The sequence below is a fragment of the Xylanibacter ruminicola genome (assembly GCF_900142525.1).
Taxonomy (GTDB): Bacteria; Bacteroidota; Bacteroidia; order Bacteroidales; family Bacteroidaceae; genus Prevotella; species Prevotella ruminicola_A.
The window spans coordinates 96,349-121,509 of record NZ_FRBD01000008.1 but is presented as its reverse complement, the minus strand read 5'-3'; the positions used below and the strand labels follow the sequence as shown (position 1 = coordinate 121,509).

At 46.2% G+C, this 25,161-nt stretch carries 38 protein-coding genes; 8 read left to right on the top strand and 30 right to left on the bottom strand.

Features of this window, described 5'->3' with window-relative positions; genetic code table 11:
- Positions 1 to 77 precede the first annotated feature (77 nt).
- The 5 genes from BUB86_RS06765 to BUB86_RS06745 all read left to right on the top strand — a co-directional run bounded on the left by BUB86_RS06765 (position 78) and on the right by BUB86_RS06745 (position 6,463).
- Entirely contained in the window at positions 78 to 2,540 is a 2,463-nt protein-coding gene (locus BUB86_RS06765; protein ID WP_073207312.1) for a TonB-dependent receptor domain-containing protein, read from the top strand.
- Positions 2,541 to 2,654: 114 nt separating this feature from the next.
- A complete protein-coding gene (locus BUB86_RS06760) occupies positions 2,655 to 3,701 on the top strand; it encodes a sensor histidine kinase (protein WP_073207309.1) in 1,047 nt (348 codons plus the stop codon).
- Positions 3,702 to 3,734: 33 nt separating this feature from the next.
- Positions 3,735 to 4,463 carry a LytR/AlgR family response regulator transcription factor gene (locus tag BUB86_RS06755; RefSeq protein ID WP_175549427.1) on the top strand — a complete coding sequence of 243 codons (729 nt, stop codon included), beginning with the start codon at positions 3,735 to 3,737 and terminating at the stop codon, positions 4,461 to 4,463.
- A gap of 105 nt (positions 4,464 to 4,568) precedes the next feature.
- Positions 4,569 to 5,906, top strand: a complete 1,338-nt coding sequence (gdhA, locus tag BUB86_RS06750; protein ID WP_073207305.1) for an NADP-specific glutamate dehydrogenase — start codon at positions 4,569 to 4,571, stop codon at positions 5,904 to 5,906.
- 59 nt (positions 5,907 to 5,965) lie between these two features.
- Positions 5,966 to 6,463 carry a septal ring lytic transglycosylase RlpA family protein gene (locus BUB86_RS06745; protein WP_073207302.1) on the top strand — a complete coding sequence of 166 codons (498 nt, stop codon included), beginning with the start codon at positions 5,966 to 5,968 and terminating at the stop codon, positions 6,461 to 6,463.
- A gap of 6 nt (positions 6,464 to 6,469) precedes the next feature.
- On the opposite strand, the gene BUB86_RS06740 is transcribed toward BUB86_RS06745, so the two are convergent.
- The 30 genes from BUB86_RS06740 to rplC all read right to left on the bottom strand — a co-directional run bounded on the left by BUB86_RS06740 (position 6,470) and on the right by rplC (position 21,956).
- On the bottom strand, positions 6,470 to 7,156 hold the full coding sequence (locus BUB86_RS06740; RefSeq protein WP_073207299.1) for a glycine zipper domain-containing protein: 687 nt from the start codon (positions 7,154 to 7,156) through the stop codon (positions 6,470 to 6,472).
- Positions 7,157 to 7,319: 163 nt separating this feature from the next.
- Complete coding sequence (gene rplQ, locus BUB86_RS06735; RefSeq protein ID WP_073207297.1) at positions 7,320 to 7,820, bottom strand: 50S ribosomal protein L17; 501 nt, start codon at positions 7,818 to 7,820, stop codon at positions 7,320 to 7,322.
- Between the two features lie 30 nt (positions 7,821 to 7,850).
- Positions 7,851 to 8,843 carry a DNA-directed RNA polymerase subunit alpha gene (locus BUB86_RS06730; RefSeq protein ID WP_073207293.1) on the bottom strand — a complete coding sequence of 331 codons (993 nt, stop codon included), beginning with the start codon at positions 8,841 to 8,843 and terminating at the stop codon, positions 7,851 to 7,853.
- A 14-nt stretch (positions 8,844 to 8,857) separates the two neighbouring features.
- On the bottom strand, positions 8,858 to 9,466 hold the full coding sequence (gene rpsD / locus BUB86_RS06725; protein ID WP_013064747.1) for a 30S ribosomal protein S4: 609 nt from the start codon (positions 9,464 to 9,466) through the stop codon (positions 8,858 to 8,860).
- A gap of 40 nt (positions 9,467 to 9,506) precedes the next feature.
- Complete coding sequence (gene rpsK / locus BUB86_RS06720; protein WP_013063216.1) at positions 9,507 to 9,896, bottom strand: 30S ribosomal protein S11; 390 nt, start codon at positions 9,894 to 9,896, stop codon at positions 9,507 to 9,509.
- 46 nt (positions 9,897 to 9,942) lie between these two features.
- Positions 9,943 to 10,323, bottom strand: a complete 381-nt coding sequence (gene rpsM, locus BUB86_RS06715; RefSeq protein ID WP_073207290.1) for a 30S ribosomal protein S13 — start codon at positions 10,321 to 10,323, stop codon at positions 9,943 to 9,945.
- Between the two features lie 112 nt (positions 10,324 to 10,435).
- Positions 10,436 to 10,552 carry a 50S ribosomal protein L36 gene (gene rpmJ / locus BUB86_RS06710; protein WP_009160995.1) on the bottom strand — a complete coding sequence of 39 codons (117 nt, stop codon included), beginning with the start codon at positions 10,550 to 10,552 and terminating at the stop codon, positions 10,436 to 10,438.
- Positions 10,553 to 10,567: 15 nt separating this feature from the next.
- The gene (gene infA, locus BUB86_RS06705) at positions 10,568 to 10,786 is read right to left on the bottom strand and encodes a translation initiation factor IF-1 (protein WP_004341775.1); all 219 of its coding nucleotides are present in this window, start codon (positions 10,784 to 10,786) and stop codon (positions 10,568 to 10,570) included.
- A gap of 9 nt (positions 10,787 to 10,795) precedes the next feature.
- The gene (gene map, locus BUB86_RS06700; protein WP_073207286.1) at positions 10,796 to 11,596 is read right to left on the bottom strand and encodes a type I methionyl aminopeptidase; all 801 of its coding nucleotides are present in this window, start codon (positions 11,594 to 11,596) and stop codon (positions 10,796 to 10,798) included.
- A 6-nt stretch (positions 11,597 to 11,602) separates the two neighbouring features.
- Positions 11,603 to 12,943 carry a preprotein translocase subunit SecY gene (gene secY, locus BUB86_RS06695; protein ID WP_073207283.1) on the bottom strand — a complete coding sequence of 447 codons (1,341 nt, stop codon included), beginning with the start codon at positions 12,941 to 12,943 and terminating at the stop codon, positions 11,603 to 11,605.
- An 8-nt stretch (positions 12,944 to 12,951) separates the two neighbouring features.
- Complete coding sequence (gene rplO / locus BUB86_RS06690) at positions 12,952 to 13,398, bottom strand: 50S ribosomal protein L15 (RefSeq protein WP_028902365.1); 447 nt, start codon at positions 13,396 to 13,398, stop codon at positions 12,952 to 12,954.
- A 26-nt stretch (positions 13,399 to 13,424) separates the two neighbouring features.
- Positions 13,425 to 13,601 (bottom strand): 50S ribosomal protein L30, encoded by a 177-nt coding sequence (rpmD, locus tag BUB86_RS06685; RefSeq protein ID WP_073207279.1) that lies wholly within the window; start codon positions 13,599 to 13,601, stop codon positions 13,425 to 13,427.
- A 12-nt stretch (positions 13,602 to 13,613) separates the two neighbouring features.
- Positions 13,614 to 14,126, bottom strand: coding sequence for a 30S ribosomal protein S5 (gene rpsE / locus BUB86_RS06680; RefSeq protein ID WP_073207276.1), 513 nt, complete (start codon positions 14,124 to 14,126; stop codon positions 13,614 to 13,616).
- Positions 14,127 to 14,132: 6 nt separating this feature from the next.
- Positions 14,133 to 14,477 (bottom strand): 50S ribosomal protein L18, encoded by a 345-nt coding sequence (rplR, locus tag BUB86_RS06675; RefSeq protein ID WP_028906922.1) that lies wholly within the window; start codon positions 14,475 to 14,477, stop codon positions 14,133 to 14,135.
- Positions 14,478 to 14,496: 19 nt separating this feature from the next.
- Positions 14,497 to 15,066, bottom strand: a complete 570-nt coding sequence (rplF, locus tag BUB86_RS06670; RefSeq protein WP_073207274.1) for a 50S ribosomal protein L6 — start codon at positions 15,064 to 15,066, stop codon at positions 14,497 to 14,499.
- A 14-nt stretch (positions 15,067 to 15,080) separates the two neighbouring features.
- Entirely contained in the window at positions 15,081 to 15,476 is a 396-nt protein-coding gene (gene rpsH, locus BUB86_RS06665) for a 30S ribosomal protein S8 (protein WP_028902369.1), read from the bottom strand.
- Between the two features lie 78 nt (positions 15,477 to 15,554).
- A complete protein-coding gene (gene rpsN, locus BUB86_RS06660; protein WP_073207272.1) occupies positions 15,555 to 15,857 on the bottom strand; it encodes a 30S ribosomal protein S14 in 303 nt (100 codons plus the stop codon).
- 5 nt (positions 15,858 to 15,862) lie between these two features.
- Entirely contained in the window at positions 15,863 to 16,420 is a 558-nt protein-coding gene (gene rplE, locus BUB86_RS06655; RefSeq protein ID WP_013065667.1) for a 50S ribosomal protein L5, read from the bottom strand.
- A complete protein-coding gene (gene rplX, locus BUB86_RS06650) occupies positions 16,420 to 16,737 on the bottom strand; it encodes a 50S ribosomal protein L24 (protein WP_073207269.1) in 318 nt (105 codons plus the stop codon). Before rplX ends, rplE begins: the two co-directional genes overlap by 1 nt.
- A 21-nt stretch (positions 16,738 to 16,758) precedes the next feature.
- On the bottom strand, positions 16,759 to 17,124 hold the full coding sequence (gene rplN / locus BUB86_RS06645; protein WP_013065032.1) for a 50S ribosomal protein L14: 366 nt from the start codon (positions 17,122 to 17,124) through the stop codon (positions 16,759 to 16,761).
- A gap of 2 nt (positions 17,125 to 17,126) precedes the next feature.
- Positions 17,127 to 17,393 (bottom strand): 30S ribosomal protein S17, encoded by a 267-nt coding sequence (rpsQ, locus tag BUB86_RS06640; RefSeq protein WP_013063072.1) that lies wholly within the window; start codon positions 17,391 to 17,393, stop codon positions 17,127 to 17,129.
- 2 nt (positions 17,394 to 17,395) lie between these two features.
- Entirely contained in the window at positions 17,396 to 17,590 is a 195-nt protein-coding gene (gene rpmC, locus BUB86_RS06635; protein WP_013065209.1) for a 50S ribosomal protein L29, read from the bottom strand.
- A 6-nt stretch (positions 17,591 to 17,596) separates the two neighbouring features.
- Positions 17,597 to 18,025, bottom strand: a complete 429-nt coding sequence (rplP, locus tag BUB86_RS06630; protein WP_028902374.1) for a 50S ribosomal protein L16 — start codon at positions 18,023 to 18,025, stop codon at positions 17,597 to 17,599.
- Positions 18,026 to 18,052: 27 nt separating this feature from the next.
- Complete coding sequence (gene rpsC / locus BUB86_RS06625) at positions 18,053 to 18,775, bottom strand: 30S ribosomal protein S3 (RefSeq protein ID WP_073207267.1); 723 nt, start codon at positions 18,773 to 18,775, stop codon at positions 18,053 to 18,055.
- A 2-nt stretch (positions 18,776 to 18,777) separates the two neighbouring features.
- Positions 18,778 to 19,185 (bottom strand): 50S ribosomal protein L22, encoded by a 408-nt coding sequence (rplV, locus tag BUB86_RS06620; RefSeq protein WP_073207265.1) that lies wholly within the window; start codon positions 19,183 to 19,185, stop codon positions 18,778 to 18,780.
- 40 nt (positions 19,186 to 19,225) lie between these two features.
- Positions 19,226 to 19,492: a 30S ribosomal protein S19 gene (rpsS, locus tag BUB86_RS06615; RefSeq protein WP_013065476.1), complete on the bottom strand. Its 267-nt coding sequence runs from the start codon at positions 19,490 to 19,492 to the stop codon at positions 19,226 to 19,228.
- Positions 19,493 to 19,513: 21 nt separating this feature from the next.
- On the bottom strand, positions 19,514 to 20,341 hold the full coding sequence (gene rplB, locus BUB86_RS06610; protein ID WP_013064908.1) for a 50S ribosomal protein L2: 828 nt from the start codon (positions 20,339 to 20,341) through the stop codon (positions 19,514 to 19,516).
- Positions 20,342 to 20,346: 5 nt separating this feature from the next.
- Positions 20,347 to 20,694 (bottom strand): 50S ribosomal protein L23, encoded by a 348-nt coding sequence (gene rplW, locus BUB86_RS06605; protein ID WP_073207262.1) that lies wholly within the window; start codon positions 20,692 to 20,694, stop codon positions 20,347 to 20,349.
- 16 nt (positions 20,695 to 20,710) lie between these two features.
- Complete coding sequence (rplD, locus tag BUB86_RS06600) at positions 20,711 to 21,340, bottom strand: 50S ribosomal protein L4 (RefSeq protein ID WP_073207260.1); 630 nt, start codon at positions 21,338 to 21,340, stop codon at positions 20,711 to 20,713.
- A gap of 1 nt (position 21,341) precedes the next feature.
- Positions 21,342 to 21,956, bottom strand: a complete 615-nt coding sequence (gene rplC, locus BUB86_RS06595) for a 50S ribosomal protein L3 (RefSeq protein WP_073207258.1) — start codon at positions 21,954 to 21,956, stop codon at positions 21,342 to 21,344.
- A 764-nt stretch (positions 21,957 to 22,720) separates the two neighbouring features.
- Here rplC and BUB86_RS06590 point away from each other — a divergent pair.
- Genes BUB86_RS06590 through BUB86_RS06580 form a run of 3 tightly spaced genes read left to right on the top strand, consistent with a single transcriptional unit; the run spans position 22,721 to position 25,132 of the window.
- A complete protein-coding gene (locus tag BUB86_RS06590) occupies positions 22,721 to 23,632 on the top strand; it encodes a class I SAM-dependent methyltransferase (RefSeq protein WP_081373135.1) in 912 nt (303 codons plus the stop codon).
- A gap of 42 nt (positions 23,633 to 23,674) precedes the next feature.
- Complete coding sequence (locus BUB86_RS06585) at positions 23,675 to 24,490, top strand: metallophosphoesterase family protein (RefSeq protein ID WP_081373134.1); 816 nt, start codon at positions 23,675 to 23,677, stop codon at positions 24,488 to 24,490.
- Between the two features lie 60 nt (positions 24,491 to 24,550).
- Positions 24,551 to 25,132, top strand: coding sequence for a hypothetical protein (locus tag BUB86_RS06580; RefSeq protein WP_073207244.1), 582 nt, complete (start codon positions 24,551 to 24,553; stop codon positions 25,130 to 25,132).
- Positions 25,133 to 25,161 lie beyond the last annotated feature (29 nt).

Genomic DNA, 25,161 nt, shown 5'->3' with positions numbered 1-25,161 from the left:
TTTCACGTTTGCCCCCATTCTTCATACCTTTGCATCGTCAAAAGGACGAAAAAGTAGAAACAATAAAATAAAAAGGTATGAAAAAGATTATTCTTACATTTGCAGCAATCTGCCTGATGGCAGTAGAGACTATGGCCCAAACCACCGTTAAGGGTGTATTGATAGACCAGACACTTGGCGAGAGTGAGCCTTATGCCACAGTCCGCATCTTCTCGGCTAAGAAGAAGGACAAGCCAGTAGCCATGTTTCTGACCAACGAGAACGGACAGTTCCAGCAGGAAGTAAAGGGCAGCGGTACTTACAGCATCGTATTCAGCAGCGTGGGTAAGGAAGACCTGATCAAGGATATTGAACTTGGTAAGGCTGGCACACTCGACCTGGACACCATCTACATGAAGGAGAGCGAGACCATGCTGAAAGGTGTTGAAGTTGTAGCCCAGAAGCCATTAGTAAAAATGGATGTAGACAAGATGAGCTACAATGTGGCCGAAGATGAGGACTCAAAGTCGTACACCGTTCTGGATATGCTCCGCAAAGTACCAATGGTAACTGTTGACGGACAGGATAACATCACCGTAAACGGCAGTTCATCGTTTAAGGTATACGTAGACGGAATGCCCAACGTGATGTTCTCGAGCAATCCATCGATGGTTTTCAAGAGCATGCCAGCCACAGCCGTTAAGAGCATTGAGGTAATGACCAACCCAGGCGCAAAATACGATGCAGAAGGTGCAGCTGGTGTATTGAATATCGTACTGAACAAGGTAGACGTGAACGGACAGGCCACCGCACAAAGCATGAACGGCATCAACGGAACTGTTCGTGCATCGGCAGGAACCAAGCAACTGGGCGGAAGCGCATTTGTAAGCGGACAGCAGGGCAAGCTTTCATTCAGCGCCAACGTGATGACAAGCTACAACAAGCCTGGCAACACCACAACCGAAATGGAGCAGCTACAGGACAACGGTAACTCACAGATACTGACATCGGAGAACGATGTGAAGACACCGTTTACTATGGGAAGCCTGACTCTGGGCTACCAGCTTGACCCCATGAGCAGCCTGAACCTGACGGCATCTATCAACACCATGAACATGAAGAGCAACGGCACAACTTATACCACCATGGGCGGAGATGCTTACGGCACAGGCTTCGATTACACAAGCACTACCGATATGAAGAACTCGCGCACATCGTTCAGCGGAAGCATCGACTATCAGCGTTTCTTCAACAAAGATCACACCCAGTCGCTAGCTCTTACATATCAGCTCAACTACAGCCCCTCTACCACAGAGACAACAAACAACTTCGACAACAGTTCGTCACTTATCGACCTGACTAACAGATTCTCCGACAATGAGAACAAAACCACCAACCACACTTTCCAGTTGGATTACACCATGCCTTTGGCGCAGGGACAGACACTAAGTCTAGGCGGTAAGCTGCAGTTGCACGATGCCACATCAGATTCAAAATATTATCTGAAGGGCGTTTACGATCCAAGTTCAAGCTCTGACTACGAGTATAAGAACTCTATTCTGGCTGGTTATGGCGAATACGTGGGCAACTGGAACAAATTCGGACTGAAGGCAGGCCTGCGCTATGAGTACACCTGGCAGGACGTAGAATACCATCTGGGCAATGGCGATAACTTCAGCACGAGCTACGGAAGCCTGGTCCCAACAGCCAGCATGCAGTATAACCTCGGCATGGGCAGCAACCTCGGCCTGACCTACAACATGCGCATCAGCCGCCCTGGTATCTCTTACCTGAACCCATACGTTGATAAGTCGAACCCGATAGCACTGTTCTATGGTAATCCGGACCTGGATGTAGAGAAAGCCCACAACATCTCGCTGGTATACAACGCCTTCACATCGAAGCTGATGGTAAACCTGAACCTGCATCACAACTTTGTTGATAACGCCATCTCGCAGTACAGCTTCTACGACAACAACAACCTGCTGAACACCACCTATGGCAATGTAGTAAAGAGTCATCAGACAGGTGTGAACGGCTACGTAAACTATCTGCTGACCAAGGACACACGACTCTTCTTTAACGGAAGTCTGAACTACATCGACCTGCGTAGCGACGTGCTTGACGAGAGCAATAACGGATGGACAGCCAACATCATGGCAGGTATACAGCAGACGCTGCCTTGGAATCTGAAGCTGAGTGCATTTGCCATCTCATCAACCAAGAGCTACACGCTGCAGGGATGGAGCGGTGGATTCAATCTGGTAACAGCAAGCCTCTCGAAGAGTCTGCTTAACGACAAGCTGAATCTGAGCATTTCAGGACAACTGGGACTGAACAAGGGTGGCAACATCAGCATTGAGACCTGTAGCCGCGGTAAGGATTTCACCTCTTACAATAACATAAAGGTGCCCATCTACGGCGTTACATTCACAGTAAGCTACAGCTTTGGCAACACCAAGATGGCAAGCAAGCAGCACAAGAGCCGCGTACAGAACGACTTCATTGAGCAGCAGTCGCAGGGTGAGATGTTGAACAGCATCGGATCGGAAACCAATTAAACTTATTTATAGTCTACGGATTATACGGTTTTTACGGATTTTTTATCACAAACTGAAAATAATTCGTATAATCCGTATAATCCGTAGGAAAAAAATATTATATTTGCAAGCGTTATGAAGAAGATAGAGAAAAAAGACATCTGGTTACTAGCAGCACAGGTGGCAGTATGGCTAGTCATTATCTGCGCCATGCCACTGGCCACATATCTTAGTACGCAAGACGGTCACGCCACACGTACTTCATTTCTCGTAGTATGGGGACTGTTCCAGTCGCCATTGGTTATTTATTTTCTGAATTTCTACCTATTTGGCCCCAAGCTCTTTTTCAAACATCGTTACTGGTGGTTCACGCTTATCAATCTCGTGCTGATTATCGGACTGAACTCCCAGTTTTTCTATGTTTTCTTTAATCGCAACAACATCCCTAACATGCCCGAGATGGGCCCCAACATGTGGATTGGCTTCTTCTCTGGCTTCCTGATGTTCCTGGTCCTTAACTGTATGGTTGCAGCTATTGCCATCGGCATACGCCACTATATCCGTACACGAGAGATCAAGCAACAACTGAAAGACGAGAAGGCCAAGAATACCGAGGCAGAGTTGGCATGGCTGAAGAATCAGATAAACCCACACTTCCTGTTTAACACCCTGAACAACATATCGAGTCTCTGCCAGATTGATGCCGATTCCGCTCAGGATGCTATAGCCCAGCTGAGCGACCTGCTGCGCTACGCCATGTATGAGACAAACAAAAAGATGGTACCCATTGAGGGCGAAGTGGAGTTTATGCGCAACTATATATCGCTGATGAAATTGCGCTGCAACGAGAAGACAGAGGTAACAACATCATTCGATGTAAAACAGAACATGGAGATTGCCCCATTGCTATTTATTTCGCTGGTTGAGAATGCATTTAAACACGGAGTGAGCAGCAGTCGTACATCAAAGATTGACATCAGACTGCTACAAAATGAAGGTGAACTGATTTTTAACTGCGACAACACCAACTTCCCCAAAGATGATGCTGATCGCAGTGGATCGGGTATCGGACTGGAGAACACCCGTCGCCGACTAGACCTGATGTATACAAATCGCTATACGTGGGAACAGTCACTCGAAGACGACATCTTCCACGTGAGAATTACAATTAAGAATCAATAATTATCAACTGTCAATTATCAATTGTCAATTAACATGACCTGTATCATCGTAGACGACGAACCTCTGGCAGTCAAACTGATGGAATCGTTTGTGGCTAAAACGCCTGACCTGAAACTGCTGGGCAGTTTCACTGATTCGGTTGAGGCCATCAATGCCGTAAAAGAGCAGAAGCCCAATCTGCTGTTTCTCGACATCCAGATGCCCGATCTGAACGGCATGGAGCTAGCCCACATGATTCCCACAGAGACACGAGTGATATTTACCACGGCTTTCAAGGAGTATGCCTTTGAAAGCTACGAAGTGAGCGCACTCGACTTCCTGCTGAAGCCCATCCGCTACAATAAGTTTATGGTAGCAGTGGAAAAGGCTAAAGAGTGGTTTAACTCGAGGAACGAGGAAGGAGAAAGGAGGAAGGAGAATTGTTCTGCGACATCCCTCTTCGTCCGAGTAGATGGAGAGCTACGGAACATCACTATCGAGAGCATCATCTATGTAAACGGCATGAAGGACTATGTGATGTTCTATCTGGATGGTGAGAGTAAACCGCTGATTACACACCTGACAATGAAAGCCGTAGAAGATATGTTGCCGCCGGATAAATTCCTGCGTGTGCATCGGTCATACATAATTGCTGTAGATAAAATAAAAAAGGTAGACCGCAACGACTGTATTTACATCGGTAACGAGATTATCCACGTACCTGATGGTTATCAAGAATCCTTCCATCATTTCCTGGGAACGCGCACAATTAACAAAATGTAACTTTGCGATAAAATTTTTCTGGTTTTTACTTGGAAGGTATCGATAATTTTCCTACTTTTGCAGTACAATTAATAACAAATTGACACTTAGAACAATTTTAAGAACATGGAAGTTGAGAAAATTATGCAGGCCTTGGAGCAGAAGCATCCAGGCGAAATGGAGTACTTACAGGCAGTAAGAGAGGTGTTGGACAGCATTAAGGATGTTTACAACCAGCACCCCGAGTTTGAGAAAGCCAAGATCATAGAGCGCATTGTGGAACCAGAACGTATCACCACATTCCGTGTGCCCTGGGTTGACGATAAGGGCGAAGTACAGGTAAATATCGGTTACCGCGTACAGTTCAACAGCGCTATCGGCCCATATAAAGGCGGATTGCGTTTCCACCCATCAGTAAACCTGAGCATCCTGAAGTTCCTCGGTTTCGAGCAGACATTCAAGAACGCTTTGACCACACTGCCTATGGGTGGTGGCAAGGGAGGTTCTGACTTTGCTCCACGCGGTAAGAGCGACGCTGAGATTATGCGTTTCTGCCAGGCATTTATGTGCGAGCTTTACAAGGTAATCGGTCCCGACATGGACGTTCCTGCTGGTGATATCGGCGTAGGCGGACGTGAGATTGGTTATCTGTTCGGATATTATAAGAAGCTGACAAGCCAGTTCCATGGTGCAACCCTCACAGGTAAGGGTATGGAATGGGGCGGCAGCATACTGCGCCCAGAGGCAACTGGTTATGGTGCACTCTACTTTGTACACCACATGCTAGAGACTCACGGACTCGACATTAAGGGCAAGACTGTTGCTCTGAGTGGATTCGGCAACGTGGCTTGGGGAGCAGCCAAGAAGGCCACCGAGATGGGAGCAAAGGTTATCACCATCTCTGGTCCTGACGGTTACATCTACGACCCAGAGGGTCTGGATGCCGAGAAGATCGACTACATGCTGGAGCTCCGTGCCAGTGGCAACGACGTATGTCAGCCATACGAGGAGGAGTTCGAGGGCTCTAAGTTCTATGCTGGCAAGAAGCCATGGGAGCAGAAGGCCGATATCTATCTGCCATGTGCCACCCAGAATGAGCTGAATGGTAATGATGCCGACATGATTCTGGAGAATAAGCCACTCTGCGTAGCCGAGGTATCTAACATGGGCTGCACAGCCGAGGCTGTTAACAAGTTCATCGCTGCTGGTCAGCTGTTTGCGCCTGGAAAGGCTGTCAACGCCGGCGGTGTAGCAACATCTGGTCTGGAGATGACCCAGAACTCTATGCGCATGGCATGGACTGCAGAGGAAGTAGACCAGCGCCTGCACCAGATTATGCAGGGCATCCACGAGCAGTGCGTGAAGTATGGTAAGGAAGGCAACTACATCAACTATGTGAAGGGTGCCAACGTAGCCGGCTTCATGAAGGTCGCCAAGGCCATGCTCGCGCAGGGCATTGTATAGAGCTCGGCGTAAGCCAAGGTCGTTAGTTACAATGTTGCTTGCATTGTATAACCCAATTGATGATTAGAAGACTTTATATAACAATTCTTACACTACTGATAAGCTTTACCACTCTGGCTCAACCCGAGAGTGGTAAGGCTTCGTTTTATTCCAAAAGCTTCAGCGGACGTAAAACGGCAAGTGGCGAACGACTGCATCACGACAGTCTTACATGTGCCCATCGTACATATCCATTCGGCACGATGTTGCTAGTAACAAATCCAGCCAACGGCAAGCAGGTTATCGTAAAGGTCACCGATCGTGGTCCATACGTTAGAGGTCGCGTCATTGACCTTTCTGTGAGGGCTGCACAAGAGTTAGGTATCATAGCACAAGGCATAGCGCCAGTAATTGTTGAGAAGTACGAGGAATCAGTCATCCCATATAAACCCGCAGAGTTCTTCAGCCAACCAGAACTTGACATGAGTACCAACGATGGTTCGGCTGCCAAGCCCATCTGGGTAGAACTTAACGAACAAATGAAAAAGAAACATCAAGAAGAAAAAAAGAAGCGATAGGTTATCCTATCGCTTACTTGTTTGAATCCTGAATTCCCTTGTTTGGGATACTTGTTCTCTATTACCTTGGAAAACTCCTATGCGGAATACCGCTTCACCATCTTTTAGTCGATTATCGGCCCTCACAAGCGCTGTATAGCGAATACCTTTACCTGGCTCAATACACTCAATCATAACGTTATCAGACACCTCTATATGCTTGTTACCCGTAATCTCCGTTACACTCGGAGTAATGCGATATACAGGTTTGGTAGAGGTATTGAATATCTCAAACACTACCCTAGCCTCTTCGCCACGGCTTAATAACTGGTCGCGGTTGGTATCTATCAACATCGGGCGACGAATCTCAAGTACATCAAAATCTTTTGTTTCATAACCATGATTATCAGGATATCCATATCTGGGCTGATAGTCGCCCTGACCGCGCTCCATTCGACGCCTCTGGTACTCCTCCATCTTCTTCTGTTGAGCTTCATCAGCGGCCTGTCCGATAGCAGCACCAACCATTGCTCCGCCAGCCATACCAATAAGTGTGCCGACATCACTACCACGCGGTCCACCAGCTATTCCTCCAATAGCCGAACCAATAATAGATCCGAACCAGCCACCTGTTGTAGCACCAGTTTCAGTATAAGTGCCACAGCTGCTGAAAAACAGCACTGCACCAAGCGATAAAACTACGAGCTTCTTCATAACCTTAAACCTATTATTATTAATTCACGCTGCAAAGATAACAAGACTTCAACAAATAAAAAAGGGAATTCCCCCCAAAATATATAGGGGAATCCCTAAAAAATAAAGCCCGCACCTTAAGATGCGAGCTCTATCCATATATGAGAATTAAAAATTCTAACTATTACTCAGCCTTTGCCTCTTCAGCAGCGGGAGCCTCAGCCTTAGCCTCCTCAGCTACAGGAGCCTCAGCAGCTGCCTCAGCCTTTGGAGCTGACTTGCGTGAACGACGGGTTGTCTTCTTCTTAGTATCCTTTGCCATTTCTGGATCAAAGTCTACGAGCTCGATGAAGCAAACCTGAGCGGCGTCACCCTGACGAGTACCGAGCTTGATGATACGAGTGTATCCACCGGGACGATCACCAACCTTCTCACTTACAGTTGAGAAGAGCTCCTTGATAGCGTCCTTGTTCTGAAGGTAGCTGAATACTACACGACGAGAGTTGGTAGAATCCTCCTTAGCCTTAGTGATAAGGGGCTCTACATACTTCTTCAGGGCCTTAGCCTTTGCAACGGTCGTAGTGATTCTTTTGTGCATGATCAGAGAGATAGCCATGTTAGCGAGCATGGCACTGCGGTGAGATGCAGTACGACCGAGATGATTGAATTTCTTATTATGTCTCATTTTTCTTTTGTACTTTTATTGGGCAGGAGATTACTCTCTGTCCAGTTTGTATTTTGAAATATCAGTTCCAAACGACAGATTCAGACTCTCGAGCAAATCATCAAGCTCAGTGAGCGATTTCTTACCAAAGTTACGGAACTTCAGGAGGTCAGTCTTATTATACTGTACCAGATCGCCAAGAGTCTCAACATCAGCAGCCTTGAGGCAGTTGAGGGCACGAACTGAGAGGTTCATGTCAACGAGACGAGTCTTAAGCAGCTGGCGCATGTGCAGGATTTCCTCATCGAACTCCTGATTGCTCTCAGTCTCTGAAGTCTCAAGAGAGATCTTCTCGTCAGAGAACAGCATGAAGTGATAGATAAGAATCTTGGCAGCCTCTTTCAGAGCGTCCTTTGGGTGAATGGAACCGTCCGTAGTAACCTCGAGTACCAACTTGTCATAGTCAGTCTTCTGTTCAACGCGATATGGCTCAACAGTGTACTTTACGTTACGGATCGGAGTGTAAATAGAATCGATTGCAATTACATTCACGTCGGTGCAGAACTCGCGATTCTCATCAGCGGGAACATATCCGCGACCTTTGTTGATTGTAAGATCAATCTGCATCGATGCTTTGGAATCTAAATGACAAATCACCAAATCGGGATTTAACACTTCAAATCCAGTCAGATACTTGCCGATGTCAGCGGCTTTGAATTCGGTAGAATTCTCGACCGTGATACTGACTTTCTCGTTCTCGAATTCTTCTACTACTTGCTTGAATCGAACTTGCTTCAGATTCAAGATAATGTTGGTTACATCTTCCTTTACACCGGGAACTGAAGAGAATTCATGCTCAACACCAGCAATACGGATGGTATTGATAGCATAACCCTCGAGTGATGAAAGTAGAATGCGGCGCAGGGCGTTACCAATGGTTACACCAAAGCCGGGCTCCAAAGGACGAAATTCGAACTTGCCGAACTTGTCGTTGGCCTCCAACATTACGACTTTATCGGGTTTTTGAAATGCTAATATCGCCATTAATTTAAATGATTTTAGTTCTTAGAGTACAACTCAACGATTAACTGTTCCTTAATATTCTCGGGGATGTCAGCGCGCTCTGGCTTGTGCAGGAACTTACCGCCCTTAACATTCTCATCCCACTCGATCCAAGGATACTTGCTGTGATTGAAACCTGCAAGAGCAGCCTCAATAACCTCAAGAGACTTAGACTTCTCACGAACAGCAACTACCTGACCAGGCTTAACAGCATAAGAAGGGATATTAACAACCTGACCATCAACGGTAATGTGCTTGTGACCAACGAGCTGACGAGCAGCAGCGCGGGTAGGAGCAATACCAAGACGGAACACTACGTTGTCAAGACGACTCTCGAGGTTCTGGAGCAGAACCTCACCGGTGATACCCTCGGCCTTAGCAGCCTTTTCGAACATATTACGGAACTGACGCTCAAGTACTCCATAAGTATACTTGGCCTTCTGCTTCTCTGCCAGCATGACGGCATACTCAGACATCTTACGACGACGGTTGTTGCCATGCTGTCCAGGAGGGAAGTTTCTCCTAGACAAAACTTTGTCTGCGCCGAAGATGGGCTCACCAAAACGACGCGCAATTTTTGATTTCGGTCCTAAATATCTTGCCATAATAATAAAATATGTTTCTTCTTAATAATCCTTCTAATAATTATACGCGACGACGCTTTGGAGGACGACATCCGTTGTGTGGCAGTGGAGTTACATCGATAATCTCCATAACCTCGATACCAGCACCGTGGATAGCACGGATAGCAGACTCACGACCGTTACCGGGACCCTTAACATAAGCCTTAACCTTGCGAAGACCCAGGTCGTAAGCAACCTTAGCACAATCCTCAGCAGCCATCTGAGCAGCATAAGGAGTATTCTTCTTAGAGCCACGGAAGCCCATCTTACCAGCTGATGACCAAGAGATGATCTGACCCTCGTCGTTAGCCAGCGACACAATAATATTATTAAAAGAACTGTGAACGTGGAGCTGGCCGATAGCGTTTACTCTCACGTTTCTCTTCTTTGAAGTGACTGTTTTCTTTGCCATAATTCTTAAACTTTAATTCTTTAATGTTTAATGTTTAATTTAGGAATTACTTCGTAGCCTTCTTCTTATTAGCAACAGTCTTCTTCTTACCCTTACGAGTACGAGCATTATTTTTGGTGCTCTGACCGCGAACGGGAAGACCGTTACGATGACGTACGCCACGATAGCAACCAATATCCATCAGTCGCTTGATATTCAACTGGATCTCTGAACGGAGATCACCTTCTACTTTGAATTCAGCGCCGATAATTTCACGGATTTTGGCTGCCTGGTCGTCAGTCCACTCGCTAACCTTCAGGTCACGGCTGACACCTGCCTTGTCCAATATCTTTGCTGAACTACTTCGACCTATACCATAGATATAAGTCAATGCGATTTCGCCACGCTTATTCTGGGGCAAATCTACTCCAACAATTCTTATTGCCATTGTTAATTAAAAAGATAAAAATAAATTACTTTAAAAATTACATTTCTCGCTAAAAAGCATGCAAAGGTACGAAGAATTTTTCAATTCTCCGCAATTTTATGCTTATTTAACATTAACCCTGACGCATTTTATACTTTGGGTTCTTCTTGTTGATAACGAACAGGCGGCCCTTACGACGTACGATTTTGCAGTCTGGGGTACGCTTCTTCAATGATGCTCTTGTCTTCATATTAATTCAAATTGTTTATTTGTATCTGAATACAATTCGTCCCTTTGTCAGGTCATATGGACTCATCTCCACCTTAACCTTATCTCCGGGGAGGATCTTGATATAGTGCATTCTCATCTTACCAGAGATATGCGCAATTATCTGGACTCCATTTTCAAGTTCTACTCGGAACATCGCATTCGACAACGACTCTACAATTGTTCCGTCCTGCTCAATAGCGGATTGCTTTGCCATACAGTATTTTTAATAAATATTACCTTCTAGTTTTTCAACTTCTTCGAAAGAAGACAGGATTTCAGCCTGACCTTTTCTAACAGCGATGGTATGCTCGAAATGAGCAGCTGGCTTACCGTCACGAGTACGTATTGTCCAGCGGTCAGCATCCATCCAGATAGCGCGATTACCCATAGTTACCATAGGCTCTATAGCTAAACACATACCGGCTTTCAGCATGATACCATTACCTCTCCTACCATAGTTAGGCACCTGTGGATCTTCGTGCATGTCGCGACCGATACCATGACCGGTAAGCTCGCGCACGATGCCGTACTTCTGTGCCTCACAGTGTTCCTGCACTGCACTGCTGATGTCACCAAGATGATTACCCGCTACGGCATTCTTGATACCAAGGTAAAGCGACTCTTTGGTTGTCTTCAGCAATTGTTTGACTTCGTCCGACACCTCGCCTACACAGAATGTGTAACAAGAGTCTCCGTTAAAGCCATTCAACAGTGTTCCGCAGTCTACAGATATAATGTCACCCTCTTTCAGAACTGTCTCTGCATTGGGCACACCATGTACGACTACATCATTCACCGATGTGCAGATGCTGGCAGGAAACGGCCCTCCATATGGATTGGGGAAACCCTTGAAAGTTGGGATAGCACCATTATCTCTAATGAACTCGTCCGCTATCTTATCCAACTGGAGGGTCGTTATACCAGGCTTAATATGTTTTGCCAATTCACCAAGCGTACGACCAACGAGTTGGTTAGCCTGGCGCATCAGCTCTATTTCATCTTCAGTCTTCAGGAATATCTTCATAGAAGATTAATAAGCAGCCATTCCACGTCCATGAATACGACCAGAACTGAGCAGGCCATCATAGTGACGCATCAGCAGGTGACTCTCGATCTGTGCAAGTGTATCAAGTACTACACCAACAAGAATCAGCAGAGATGTTCCACCGAAGAACTGAGAGAACGCATCCTGAACATTCAGCAAACCTGCGAGAGCAGGCATAATAGCGATGAAAGCAATAAACAATGAACCGGGAAGAGTGATACGAGACATGACTGTATCGATATACTCAGCGGTCTCCTTACCAGGCTTAACGCCAGGGATGAAACCATTGTTACGCTTCATATCCTCAGCCATCTGAGTAGGATTCAGAGTGATAGCTGTATAGAAATAAGTAAAGGCGATGATCAATACAGCGAAAATGATGTTGTAGGTCCAGCTGTGATGATCGAGCATCGTGCGAACGAACCAACTTGCATTTTCAGGAGCTGAATACTGAACGATAGTCAACGGAATGAACATCAGTGCCTGAGCAAAGATGATTGGCATCACGTTGGCAGCGAACAGCTTCAGTGGGATATACTGACGTGCACCACCTACCTGCTTATTACCTACGAGGCGCTTTGCATACTGAACGGGCACTTTGCGAACGCCCTGAACCAGAACAATAGATGCGCAAACAACTGCATAGAGAATGATGATCTCGACCAAGAACATAACCAGTCCACCACCAGTGATAGCGGTGAAACGCGAGCTAACCTCCTGGATGAAAGCCTGAGGCAGGCGGGCGATGATACCGATCATAATAATCAGCGAGATACCATTACCTATACCCTTATCCGTAATGCGCTCACCGAGCCACAGGATGAACATACTACCTGCAGCAAGGATGATGACAGCAGGAACCATGAAGTATGACCAAGAGATACCTGTTGCCAGAGCAGCTCCCGAAGTCATCTTCAGGTTCATCAAGTACCCCGGTGCCTGGAACATCAGGATGGCTACAGTGAGCCAGCGGGTGTACATGCTGATCTTCTTGCGGCCGCTCTCACCCTCACGCTGCATTTTCTGAACGTAGGGAACAGCGACAGCAAGAAGCTGCATTACGATAGAAGCAGAGATGTAAGGCATGATTCCAAGCGCAAAAATAGACGCGTTGGAGAATGCACCACCGGAGAACATATCGAGCAATGACATCAGACCGCCGGCAGTCTGTGACTGCAGTTGGCTTAACATGGCTGGATTGATACCAGGAAGTACCACAAACGAACCAAAACGATAAATTGCTACGAACAGGAGAGTGATGAGGATGCGCTGGCGCAGGTCCTCAATCTTCCAAATGTTCTTCAGTGTCTCTATTAACTTCTTCATTTTTAATGTTAGATTTTTGTTGCGTTACCACCTACTGCCTTGATTGCCTCTTCAGCAGTCTTTGAGAAAGCGTTAGCCTCTACGTCAACCTTAGCCTTCAGCTCACCGTTGCCAAGAACCTTTACCAGCTCCTTGCCATTGGTAAGACCGGCAGCAATAAGCTCTGCAATTCCGATCTTGGTGAGGTTCTTCTCCTCAGCAAGCTTCTGAAGTGTAGAGAGGTTAACTGCAAAGTACTCCTTGTGGTTGATGTTCTTGAAACCAGCCTTTGGAACACGGCGCTGGAGAGGCATCTGACCACCTTCGAAACCAATCTTTCTCTTATAACCAGAACGAGCCTTGGCTCCCTTGTGACCACGAGTAGAAGTACCACCCAGACCTGAACCAGGTCCGCGACCGATACGACGACTTGAGTGGGTAGAACCCTCAGCCGGCTTTAAATTATTCAGTTTCATAATCTAATCTACTTTTAAATTGTTAATTACTCAACGACGGTCACCAGGTGGTGTACCTTACGGATCATACCACGGATTGAAGGAGTGTCCTCTACCTCAACAACCTGAGAGATCTTGCGCAGGCCCAGAGCCTGGAGAGTGCGCTTCTGATCTACTGGATAACCGATCTTACTCTTAATCTGCTTTACCTTAATTGTTGCCATAGTTTATTCTCCTTAACCTCTAAATACTTTATCCATACTGATTCCGCGAGTACCTGCTACAGTGTAGGCATCACGCATCTGGCTCAGAGCTACGATAGTAGCCTTTACCAGGTTGTGAGGGTTAGATGAGCCCTTTGACTTAGCGAGCACATCCTTAATACCAACACTCTCCAGAACGGCACGCATAGCACCACCGGCAACAAGACCGGTACCAGCAGCAGCTGGCTTCAGGAATACCTGTGCACCGCCAAAGCGAGCCTCCATCTCATGAGGGATGGTGCCCTTGAGTACAGGAACTTTAACAAGATTCTTCTTAGCTGCCTCAACACCCTTGGCGATAGCTGCTGTTACTTCACCAGCCTTACCAAGACCCCAGCCGATGATACCGTTGCCGTCGCCGACAACTACGATAGCTGCGAATGTAAAGGTGCGACCTCCCTTTGTTACCTTGGTAACACGGTTGATGGCAACCAGTCTGTCTTTCAACTCTACGTCACTACTTATTTTAACTTTGTTCATTGCCATAATCGTTTAGAATTTAAGTCCACCTTTACGAGCTGCGTCTGCAAGCGACTTTACGCGGCCGTGATACAGATAACCGTTACGGTCGAAGACAACGGCAGTAACGCCAGCCTCCTGAGCCTTCTTGGCTACCAGCTCACCTACCTTCTCAGCCTGCTCGATCTTTGGCATAGCCTCAAGACCAAGTGATGATGCAGAAGCAAGTGTTTTACCTTCCAAATCATTGATTACCTGAGCATAGATCTGCTTGTTGCTGCGGAAAACGCTCAGACGAGGACGCTCGGCTGTACCGAAAACGTTCTTACGAATTCTATATTTAATCTTAATTCGTCTTTCTACTTTCTTTGTTGTCATAATCGTAAATCAATTAAAATTACTTAGCTGATGCTGACTTACCCGACTTGCGACGGATAACCTCACCCTTGAACAAAATACCCTTTCCTTTATAAGGCTCAGGCATACGGAAAGAACGAATCTTAGCACAAATCAGACCGAGCAGCTGCTTGTCGCATGACTCGAGGATAATCTGAGGGTTCTGGTTACGCTCTGACTTAGTCTCAACCTTAACCTCCTGAGGAAGCTGGATGAAGATGGGGTGAGTATAACCGAGTGCGAACTCGATGATGTTACCCTGGTTTGATACACGGTAACCAACACCTACGAGCTCCATCTCCTTCTTGTAACCTTCGCTTACGCCTACAACCATATTATTAACAAGCGCACGATAAAGACCATGGAAAGCCTGCTTCTGCTTAACATTTACAGGGCTGTTCTCGTCGATCTCAAATTTAACCTGACCATCCTCGATAGTCATCTTGATAGAGGGGTCAACCTTCTGTGTCAGCTCTCCCTTTGGACCCTTAACGGTAACAACACCGTCCTTGTCCTGAGCAACAGTAACGCCTGCAGGGATACTAATTGGCAATTTTCCTATTCTTGACATATTCTATCCTCCAATTAATATACATAACAAAGAACCTCACCACCGATCTTCAGGGCTGCGGCCTCTTTGTCTGTCATTACACCTTTAGACGTGGAAAGGATTGCGATTCCAAGTCCGTTAATTACTCTCGGCATGTCTTTGTAACCAGTATACTGGCGAAGACCTGGTGTTGAAACTCGCTTCAGGCACTTGATGGCGTTTTCACGAGTTGCTGGGTCGTACTTCAAGGCAACCTTGATTGTACCCTGAGGACCATCCTCGATGAACTTGTAGTTCAGGATGTAACCCTTCTCGAAGAGGATCTTAGTGATCTCTTTCTTCAAGTTTGACGCAGGAACCTCTACGACACGGTGATGTGCCATGATGGCGTTTCTGAGTCTTGTCAGATAATCTGCTATTGGATCTGTCATAAAATAAAGTTTTTAATTAATCGGGACTACCCCGACAATATTAAATTAATAAATCTCTTTTTGCTTAAATCGAGTGGATTACCAGCTAGCCTTCTTTACTCCAGGGATCAGGCCGTTTGAAGCCATCTCACGGAACTGGATACGAGAAAGACCGAACTGACGCATATATCCCTTTGGACGACCTGTGATCTTGCAACGGTTGTGCAGACGGATTGGGTTAGCGTTCTTGGGAATGCTCTGCAACTTGCGAGCTGCCTCATAAGCCTCTGCGGGATCCTCGCTAGTAGCGATCACCTTCTTCAGAGCTGCACGCTTCTCAGCATAACGAGCAACGAGCTTAGCGCGCTTTACCTCGCGGGCCTTCATTGATTCTTTTGCCATATCTCTTAATCGTTTTTAGCGTTCTTGAATGGAAGACCGAAAGCCTTGAGCAGTGCGAATCCCTCCTCGTCAGTCTGAGCTGATGTTACGAAGGTGATGTTCATACCCTGGATGCGGTCTACTGAATCGATATTGATCTCTGGGAAGATAATCTGCTCCTGGATACCCAGTGTGTAGTTACCACGACCGTCGAACTTGCTCTCGATACCCTTGAAGTCGCGGATACGAGGAAGAGCGATGCGAACGAGCTTCTCAAGGAACTCGTACATACGCTCACGGCGCAGAGTTACCATAACACCGATAGGCATCTTCTTACGAAGCTTGAAGTTTGCAATATCCTTCTTAGAATATGTTGCAACAGCCTTCTGACCGCAGATAGCGGTAATCTCGTTGATGGCTACCTCGATAATCTTCTTATCCTGAGTTGCGTCACCAAGACCCTGGTTTACTACAATCTTCTTCAGGACAGGAATCTGCATTGCAGAAGTGTAGTTGAACTGCTTCTGAAGAGCAGGAGCAATCTTCTCCTTGTACTCTTTCTTTAACTGTGCTGTATTTGCCATTACTTAATCTCCTCTCCTGACTTTTTAGCGATACGAACGACCTTCTTGCCCTCGCGCTTGATAGCAACACGGGTAGCCTTGCCACTCTTTGGATCAATCAAACTAATATTTGAAATGTGAATAGGAGCCTCCATCTTCACAAATCCTCCCTGAGGATTCTTGGCACTTGGCTTAGCACTCTTGTTCACCATGTTGATGCCCTCAACGAGTGCGCGCTGCTTGTCGGTCAGGACCTTCAGCACCTTACCAGTCTTGCCCTTGTCCTCACCGGCCAGAACGATGACTGTATCGTTTTTCTTAATATTGAACTTTGCCATTTCTTTTAATCAATTAAATTATTAAAGTACCTCAGGTGCCAAAGAAACGACCTTCATATTCACGGCACGGAGCTCACGAGCCACAGGGCCGAAGATACGGCTACCGCGGAGCTCACCTGCATTGTTCAGCAGTACGCAGGCATTGTCGTCGAAGCGGATGTAAGAACCATCAGCACGACGGATTTCCTTCTTAGTGCGAACAACCAAAGCCTTTGATACTGCACCCTTCTTTACATCACTTGTAGGGATCGCGTTCTTGATAGACACAACGATGATATCACCTACGCTGGCATAACGGCGCTTGGTACCGCCCAATACACGGATGCAGAGAGCCTCGCGTGCACCGCTGTTGTCAGCTACTGTAAGTCTTGATTCTGTCTGTATCATAATTACTTAGCTTTTTCTACGATGTTAACTAATCTCCATCTCTTTGTCTTTGACAGAGGACGGGTTTCCATAATGAGCACTGTATCACCTACATTGCACTCGTTGTTCTCGTCGTGTGCGTGATACTTCTTTGTCTTCTGGACAAACTTACCATACATAGGGTGCTTCTCCTTGAACTTGGCTGCAATAACAATGGTTTTATCCATTTTGTTGCTGATAACGACACCCTGTCTTGTCTTTCTTAAATTTCTTGTTTCCATCTGGACCATTGTTATTTATTAAGTTCTCTCTGATGAAGTTCTGATTTCATACGTGCGATGTCGCGACGAGCGGCCTTAATCTGAGATGGATTCTCAAGTGGAGTGATTGCGTGGTTCAACTTCATCTGATTGTACTTTGCAACCTCAGCCTCAATGCGCTCTGCCAAGTCCTTGGTCTCGAGCTCTCTTACTTCTTTAATCTTCATACTCAATTAAGCGTTTTTATCGAAATCACGTCTAACAACAAACTTAGTCTTAACGGGCAGTTTCTGTGCACCGAGACGCAGAGCCTCTTTAGCAATATCGAAAGGAACGCCCTCTACTTCAAAGAGAATACGGCCTGGTGTAACAGGTGCAACCCATCCTGCGGGATCTCCCTTACCTTTACCCATTCGCACATCAGCAGGCTTGCGGGTGATAGGCTTATCAGGGAAGATGCGAATCCATACCTGACCTTCACGGTTCATATAACGATTGATAGCAACACGGGCTGCCTCAATCTGACGGCTGTCGATCCACTTTGCATCCATTGTCTTGATGCCGAATGATCCGAAAGCCAGTGTTGTTCCTCTGTGGGCGTTGCCTTTGTTGCCGCGTCCATCCTGAGGTCTTCTATATCTAACTCTTTTAGGCTGTAACATAATAAGCTTCTACTTTAAATAAATTAATTACTTCTTCTTATTACGGAACTTTCTGTCACGGCCATTACCGCCGTTTGAGCGACCACCAGTCTTCTCCTGAGTGAAGTTAGGTGCGAGATCAACGTCGCCGTAAATCTCACCACGGCAAATCCATACCTTAATACCCAGAATACCAACCTTGGTAAGAGCCTCTGAGTGACAGTAGTCAATATCAGCACGATATGTGTGCAGAGGAGTACGACCCTCCTTCAGCATCTCGCTACGTGCGATTTCTGCTCCGTTAAGACGACCTGAGATCTGAACTTTGATACCCTCGGCACCAGCACGCATAGTGTTCTGGATAGCCATCTTGATGGCACGGCGGTAAGCGATCTTGCCCTCTACCTGGCGAGCGATGTTGTTGGCAACAATCGTGGCATCGAGCTCAGGGCGCTTTACCTCGAAGATATTAATCTGAATCTCCTTGTCGTAGAGCTTCTTCAGTTCTTCCTTCAGTTTGTCGACATCTTGTCCACCTTTACCAATGACGAGACCTGGACGGGCTGTGCAAATAGTAATGGTAACCAGCTTCAATGTGCGCTCGATGACAATCTTAGAAACGCTAGCCTTAGCCAGACGCTCGTTCAGGTACTTACGGATTTTCTGATCCTCTACCAGGTTGTCTCCGAAGTCCTTGCCTCCGAACCAATTTGAATCCCAACCTCTTACGATTCCAAGACGGTTGCTAATTGGATTAACTTTCTGTCCCATACTTATTCTTTTACATCATTAGTTTTAGCATCAACAAACAGAGTCACGTGATTAGAACGCTTGCGGATACGATATCCACGACCCTGTGGTGCAGGTCTCATTCTCTTCATTGTAACGCCCTCGTCAACGAAAACGCGGGTTACATAAAGCTCTCCATCCTCAGCCTTGCGATCATTCTTGGCTTCCCAGTTGGCAATAGCCGAACGGAGGAGTTTCTCTACATCAGCTGCAGCTGCCTTCTTTGAGAATCTCAGAACACCCAGTGCGCGATTTACCTCCATGCCGCGGATCATGTCCACTACATAGCGCATCTTGCGAGGTGAAGAGGGGCAGCCTTTCAGCTTTGCAAAATACTGTGTCTTAAGTGCTGCTTTTCTTTCTTCAGCCTTAATATGTTTTCTTGCTCCCATTTTAATTCTTTAATTTTAAAATTTTCAATTTTCCCTGGGATTACTTCTTGTTACCGGCGTGACCACCGAAACGACGGGTAGGTGCAAACTCTCCGAGCTTGTGACCAACCATGTTTTCTGTAACGTAAACAGGGATAAATTTGTTACCGTTATGAACTGCAACAGTGTGTCCCACGAAATCGGGTGAGATCATTGATGCTCTGGCCCATGTCTTAACGACATTCTTCTTACCACTCTCATTCATAGCGAGAATCTTCTTCTCGAGTGATACGTTGATGTATGGACCCTTCTTTAATGAACGACTCATAATTTACTCTAATTAACTTGTTTACTTCTTGTTAGCTCTTTCAATAATGTACTTGTTTGAAAGCTTCTTAGGTGCACGAGTCTTAAGACCCTTAGCGTACAAGCCCTTACGTGAACGTGGGTGACCTCCAGACTGACGTCCTTCACCACCACCCATTGGGTGATCATGTGGGTTCATAACAACACCACGGTTGTGAGGACGCTGACCCAACCAGCGAGAGCGACCAGCCTTACCTGATGCCTCGAGAGCGTGATCTGAGTTACCTACACTACCTACAGTAGCTTTACAAGCTGAGAGAATCTGACGAGTCTCGCCTGAAGGGAGCTTGATAACACAATAGCTACCCTCACGAGAAGTCAACTGAGCGAAATTACCAGCCGAACGAACGAGCTTGGCACCCTGACCGGGACGCATCTCGATGTTGTGGATCACTGTACCAACAGGGATGTTAGCCAGTGGCAGAGCGTTACCTACCTCAGGTACTGCGTCTGCACCCGACATCAGAGTTGCACCAACCTGCAGTCCATTAGGAGCAATGATATAACGTTTTTCACCATCAGCGTAGAAAAGAAGTGCGATACGAGCCGAACGGTTTGGATCGTACTCAATTGTCTTTACTACAGCTGGAACACCATCTTTCTCTCGCTTGAAGTCGATCAGACGATACTTCTTCTTGTGACCACCGCCCATGTAGCGAACAGTCATCTTACCGGTGTTGTTTCGACCACCGGTTGAACGCTTACCGTAAACGAGAGACTTCTCTGGCACGGATGCAGTAATATCCTCGAACGTGCCAATAATCTTGTGTCTTTGACCCGGAGTTACGGGCTTTAATTTACGTACTGCCATTTTTATTACTGAATATTGCTATAAAAATCAATTACATCGCCCTCCTTAAGAGTAACGATTGCCTTCTTGAACGCGTTCTTCTGACCCTTGATCAGACCAGCCTTAGTGTAGCGTGAGCTACGCTTGCCGGCGTAACGAACTGTGTTCACGTCGATTACTGTAACATTGTACAGACTCTCAACCTCATTCTTAATCTCAAGCTTATTAGCCTCAGGACGAACGATGAAACCATACTTGGCCTCAGCCTTCTTGGTACGCTCCTCGCCCTTTACCTTATAAGTTTTCTCTACAGAAGACTTGTCTGTAATCTTGGTCATCTTCTCAGTGACCATAGGTTTAATGATAAATGCCATATCCTTAGTCCTCCTTTTACTTGTTTAAGATACCGTCGATAGTCTCGAGCGACTTCTCAGTGATAACCAGGACATCAGCGTTCAGCACCTTGTAGGTGTTAACCAGCGAAGCCTCCATCACCTCTGCGTTCTGCAGATTGCGAGCCGACATGTATACATTGTTATTAGTCTCTGACATTACGAAGAGGCTCTTCTTGCCGTCTACCTTCAGGTTCTTTGCAATGTTTACAAACTCCTTAGTCTTTGGAGCCTCCAGAGTGAAGTCCTCAACTACAACGATTGCATTCTCCTGAGCCTTGTATGAAAGGGCTGACTTACGAGCAAGTGCCTTAACCTTCTTATTCAGCTTGAAGCTGTAGTCACGAGGTGTAGGACCAAACACGCGACCACCACCACGCAGCAGAGGCGAGTTGATATCTCCATGACGGGCACCGCCGCCACCCTTCTGACGTCCAAGCTTACGAGTAGAACCAGAGATTTCGCTTCTCTCCTTAGACTTAGCTGTACCCTGACGCTGGTTAGCGAGATACTGCTTTACGTCCAGATAAAGAACGTGGTCATTTGGTTCAATGCCGAAGATAGCCTCGTTCAGAGTTACCTTACGTCCGGTCTCCTGACCTTTGATATTCAATACGCTAACTTCCATCTTACTTGTTGATTATTACAGTTGAACCATTATAACCAGCGCAGCTACCCTTCACAAGAATAAGGTTGTGCTCTGGGATTACCTTTAACACTTTGAGGTTCTGAGTAGTAACTCTGTCGCCTCCCATCTGGCCGCCCATGCGCATTCCCTTGAATACCTTGGCGGGATAAGAACAAGCACCGATAGAACCTGGCTTACGCAGACGGTCGTCCTGACCGTGAGTAGCCTGGCCTACACCACCAAAACCATGACGCTTCACAACGCCCTGGAATCCTTTACCTTTTGATGTACCAACAACGTCAACAAACTCGGCACCCTCGAAGATGTCGACTGTAACGGTGTCACCGAGGTTCAACTCGGTATCAAACTTGAACTCGGCCAAGTGGGCCTTTGGTGTCGTGTTAGCCTTCTTGAAGATACCCATCATTGCTTTTGTGGTATTCTTCTCCTTCTTCTCTCCGAAGGCGAGCTGAACAGCCTCATAGCCGTCCTTCTCAACAGACTTAACCTGAGTTACAACACAAGGACCAGCTTCGATAACAGTGCACGGTACATTCTTACCGTCGGCACTGAAAACGGATGTCATTCCGATTTTTCTTCCAATTAATCCTGGCATTTCAGTTTAAAAATTAATAATGTTTATAATATATAATGTTCATTTCTAAGCGTTTCTCGCAACTGCGAAGCACACAAACCCACTTAAAAAGGAACTTCAACTGCTTCATTTTTGAAGGCTAAGTTGCTCTTTATCAGGGTATTGTTAGCTCCATGGCCAGCGCAATACTCACTTTTGCGGGTGCAAAGGTACTAATATTATATAATATACACAAATATAATTAATCCCATAATATAACTTTTAAGTTTTTTTATGTTTTACTTATCCTTTTTGGGTATTATCTATAGGAACAACACGTATATCTGCACCAAAAATACTACGCTATTGAAACAAAACCTCTATATTATTATAGGTATAAACACAATATGCCGACGGACTGTCGTTTCCACAGTACATCAACTCCATCCTACTTGAGGAATCACTCCGTTTGCTTCACGACGAACCCGGCCTTACCATCTCCGCCATAGCCAAGACCCTAGGTTTTGGCCTTCAAACTTCCGCGAACTGTTCAAACGCACATATGGAGTAACGCCAACAAAGTATAAGGACAAACTGTAATATTTTACATACATTTATGCACGCATTTGGTCCCCATCCCAAATGCGTGCATATTTTTTATGTACTACAAACAAATATTTATCTATCTTTGCATCACGAACAATTTAATCAGTATGGACGAAAGAGTCATTAAAAACGTTAACGAGGCGCGCTGGACTGATGGCCAGATAGTAAGGAGCCGTCTCGACGACATCAAGGAGTAACATATGAATAAAGGGTATTATATTTATCGGATTCATTCCAAGATTGATGCCATGTCAAAGTTCATCGATCTGGAAGAAGTAATAAATGGTGAGAAAAATTCCTTGGCGCAGATACGCAATTACTTCCGAGTCAGCCATTGGGCCTATAAAATATTCCATTCGCAAGACGGCTTCATGCATTTCCGGATTTCAAAGAGTGGCGTCTTTACCGATGAGGATATCTATTATCAGCCCGATACCATTGCCGATTATATCAAGGATGGCGATACGGTGCTGGAGCTGGGGTGCGGACAAGGTGCCAACATCATGTATCTTGCCTATGGTTTCCCCGAGTCGCGCTTTGTTGGTGTAGACCTTATTCCTCTGAAGAAAAACAAGATGCCGCAGAATGTGACGATTTACGAACAAGACTATAGTAGCATTCCCCAGTTGGCCGACAATTCAGTTGATGTGTGTTATGCCGTTGAGACGATTGTTCATAATACCGATAAGGAGAAAATCTACCGTGAGGTAAATCGCGTGCTGAAACCTGGAGGCGTGATGATCATCTACGATTATGCTCTGGCAGCCAGTTTCGACACCTACGATCCTAAACTCCAGATGGCAATAGCCCTGACGTCGAAGGGAGGATCGGCTGCCCTATTCGAATCGCTTGACGAACTGAACACCCACTACACCAACTGTGGGTTTGAGATTGAAAAGATGACAAATTATACTAAAGAGACGTTACCCGACCTGAAACACCTGCAGCATAGTGCCAACAGAACCATGAATCATCCCTGGTTGTGGAAGTTGCAGTACGCCCTCATGCCCAAGCAGTTTGTAAACAACCATATTCTGGGCTGGTTGGGGTATGATGGTGGTAAGGCTGGCATCGGCTATTATATGGAGTGGATACTTAGAAAACCGAAATGAGAAAAAACTGATCATTATACTACATCTAATAATTTTACGAATATGACTAAAAACTTTTTTTCAAGATTTACTCGCAACATGCTGGCGGTACTGGTGTGTGGAGTTGCTGTGACATCGTGTACATTCGTTGCCGACAACGCTGTGAATAATAACGATGATGATGCTCAGGAACAAACCGAAAGGACGATATGGGTGCTGAGCGACATCCATGCGATGGCTCCTGACTTGCTAAACGACCAATACCAGGCCGACGACGCAACCAAAGACCCGAAATTGATGCTATACAGCACCGAGATTCTTGACAAGCTGGTGGGCGATGCGCTGAGCGCCAAGCCCGATATGATGTTGATAACAGGCGACCTGACAGAGCTTGGCGATCAGAAGAGTCACGAGCTGGTAGCCAATACACTGGGCCAGTTGGTGAGCGAGGGTATAAAGGTGGTGGTGATACCAGGCAACCACGACGTGGATAATGCCGATGGTTCCACAACGCCACAGAAGTTTGCAGAACTGTATAAGGATTGTGGATTCAATATGGCTTATGCCAAAGATCAGGCATCGCTATCGTATGCCTGTGAACCATTCGACGGACTGGTACTGCTATGTGTCGACACTTCTACGGGCACCATCGGCGATTCTACCATGAAGTGGATGCTGGATGAGACCGACAAGGCACACGAACAGAGTAAGCAGGTGGTTGTCATGCAGCACCACAACGTGATGGAGCACTACGATGGAAAGAGTAGCTTGCAGAAAGAAAATGTACTTGTAAATTATGAGGATGTAACCGACAAGATGATGAAGAGCGGTATACATCTTGTATTTTCCGGCCACGCCCATATCCCCGACATTGCGTAGTATCGCAAAGAACTGGATGCAGGGGTTGACAGTCTGGTTGAAGTAGAGACAGGCTCTCTGTTGACGCACCCTAACGGGTGGCGTATCATCAAGGTAAACGGCAGCTTCAAGAAGTGGGACATCAGCACCCAGTATATCAAGTCGATTCCATCAATAGCCGATGTAAGCAAGGTGAGCTATCAGCTTTATAAAGATGCTCTACCCAACATTATGAAGAATCATATTGATGCATTCTGGCCAGTCTTCGATAGCTATCGATACGTTCTTACCGATACTAATCTACCAGAAGATATTCTTCCTACAAACATAGAGGATTTCCGTGAGTGGTTTATGGAAGGCATGGGCGAACAGATGTGCAAGGGTTTCCTGTTGCACATTGCCGGCAATGAGGAGAACAACCCCGAGGCGGCAGTGCTAATGACAGAGTTCAAAGAAGCCATGGAGAATATGGTTCGCAAACGACTGGTTGACAACAACGTGGATCAAGAAACAACCGATATGCTGATGCTATTCGTGAGTTCAACCCACGAAGTGCTTTTCAGACCCAAAGTCCAGAGTCTGCTCACAGACACTAACCAGGTAGATACAAACGTATCGAGTTCTACCGATGACTTGAACGTAGAATTAAATATAGGGAAATAACATAAGAGCCTCGCGTCGTGATGACGCGA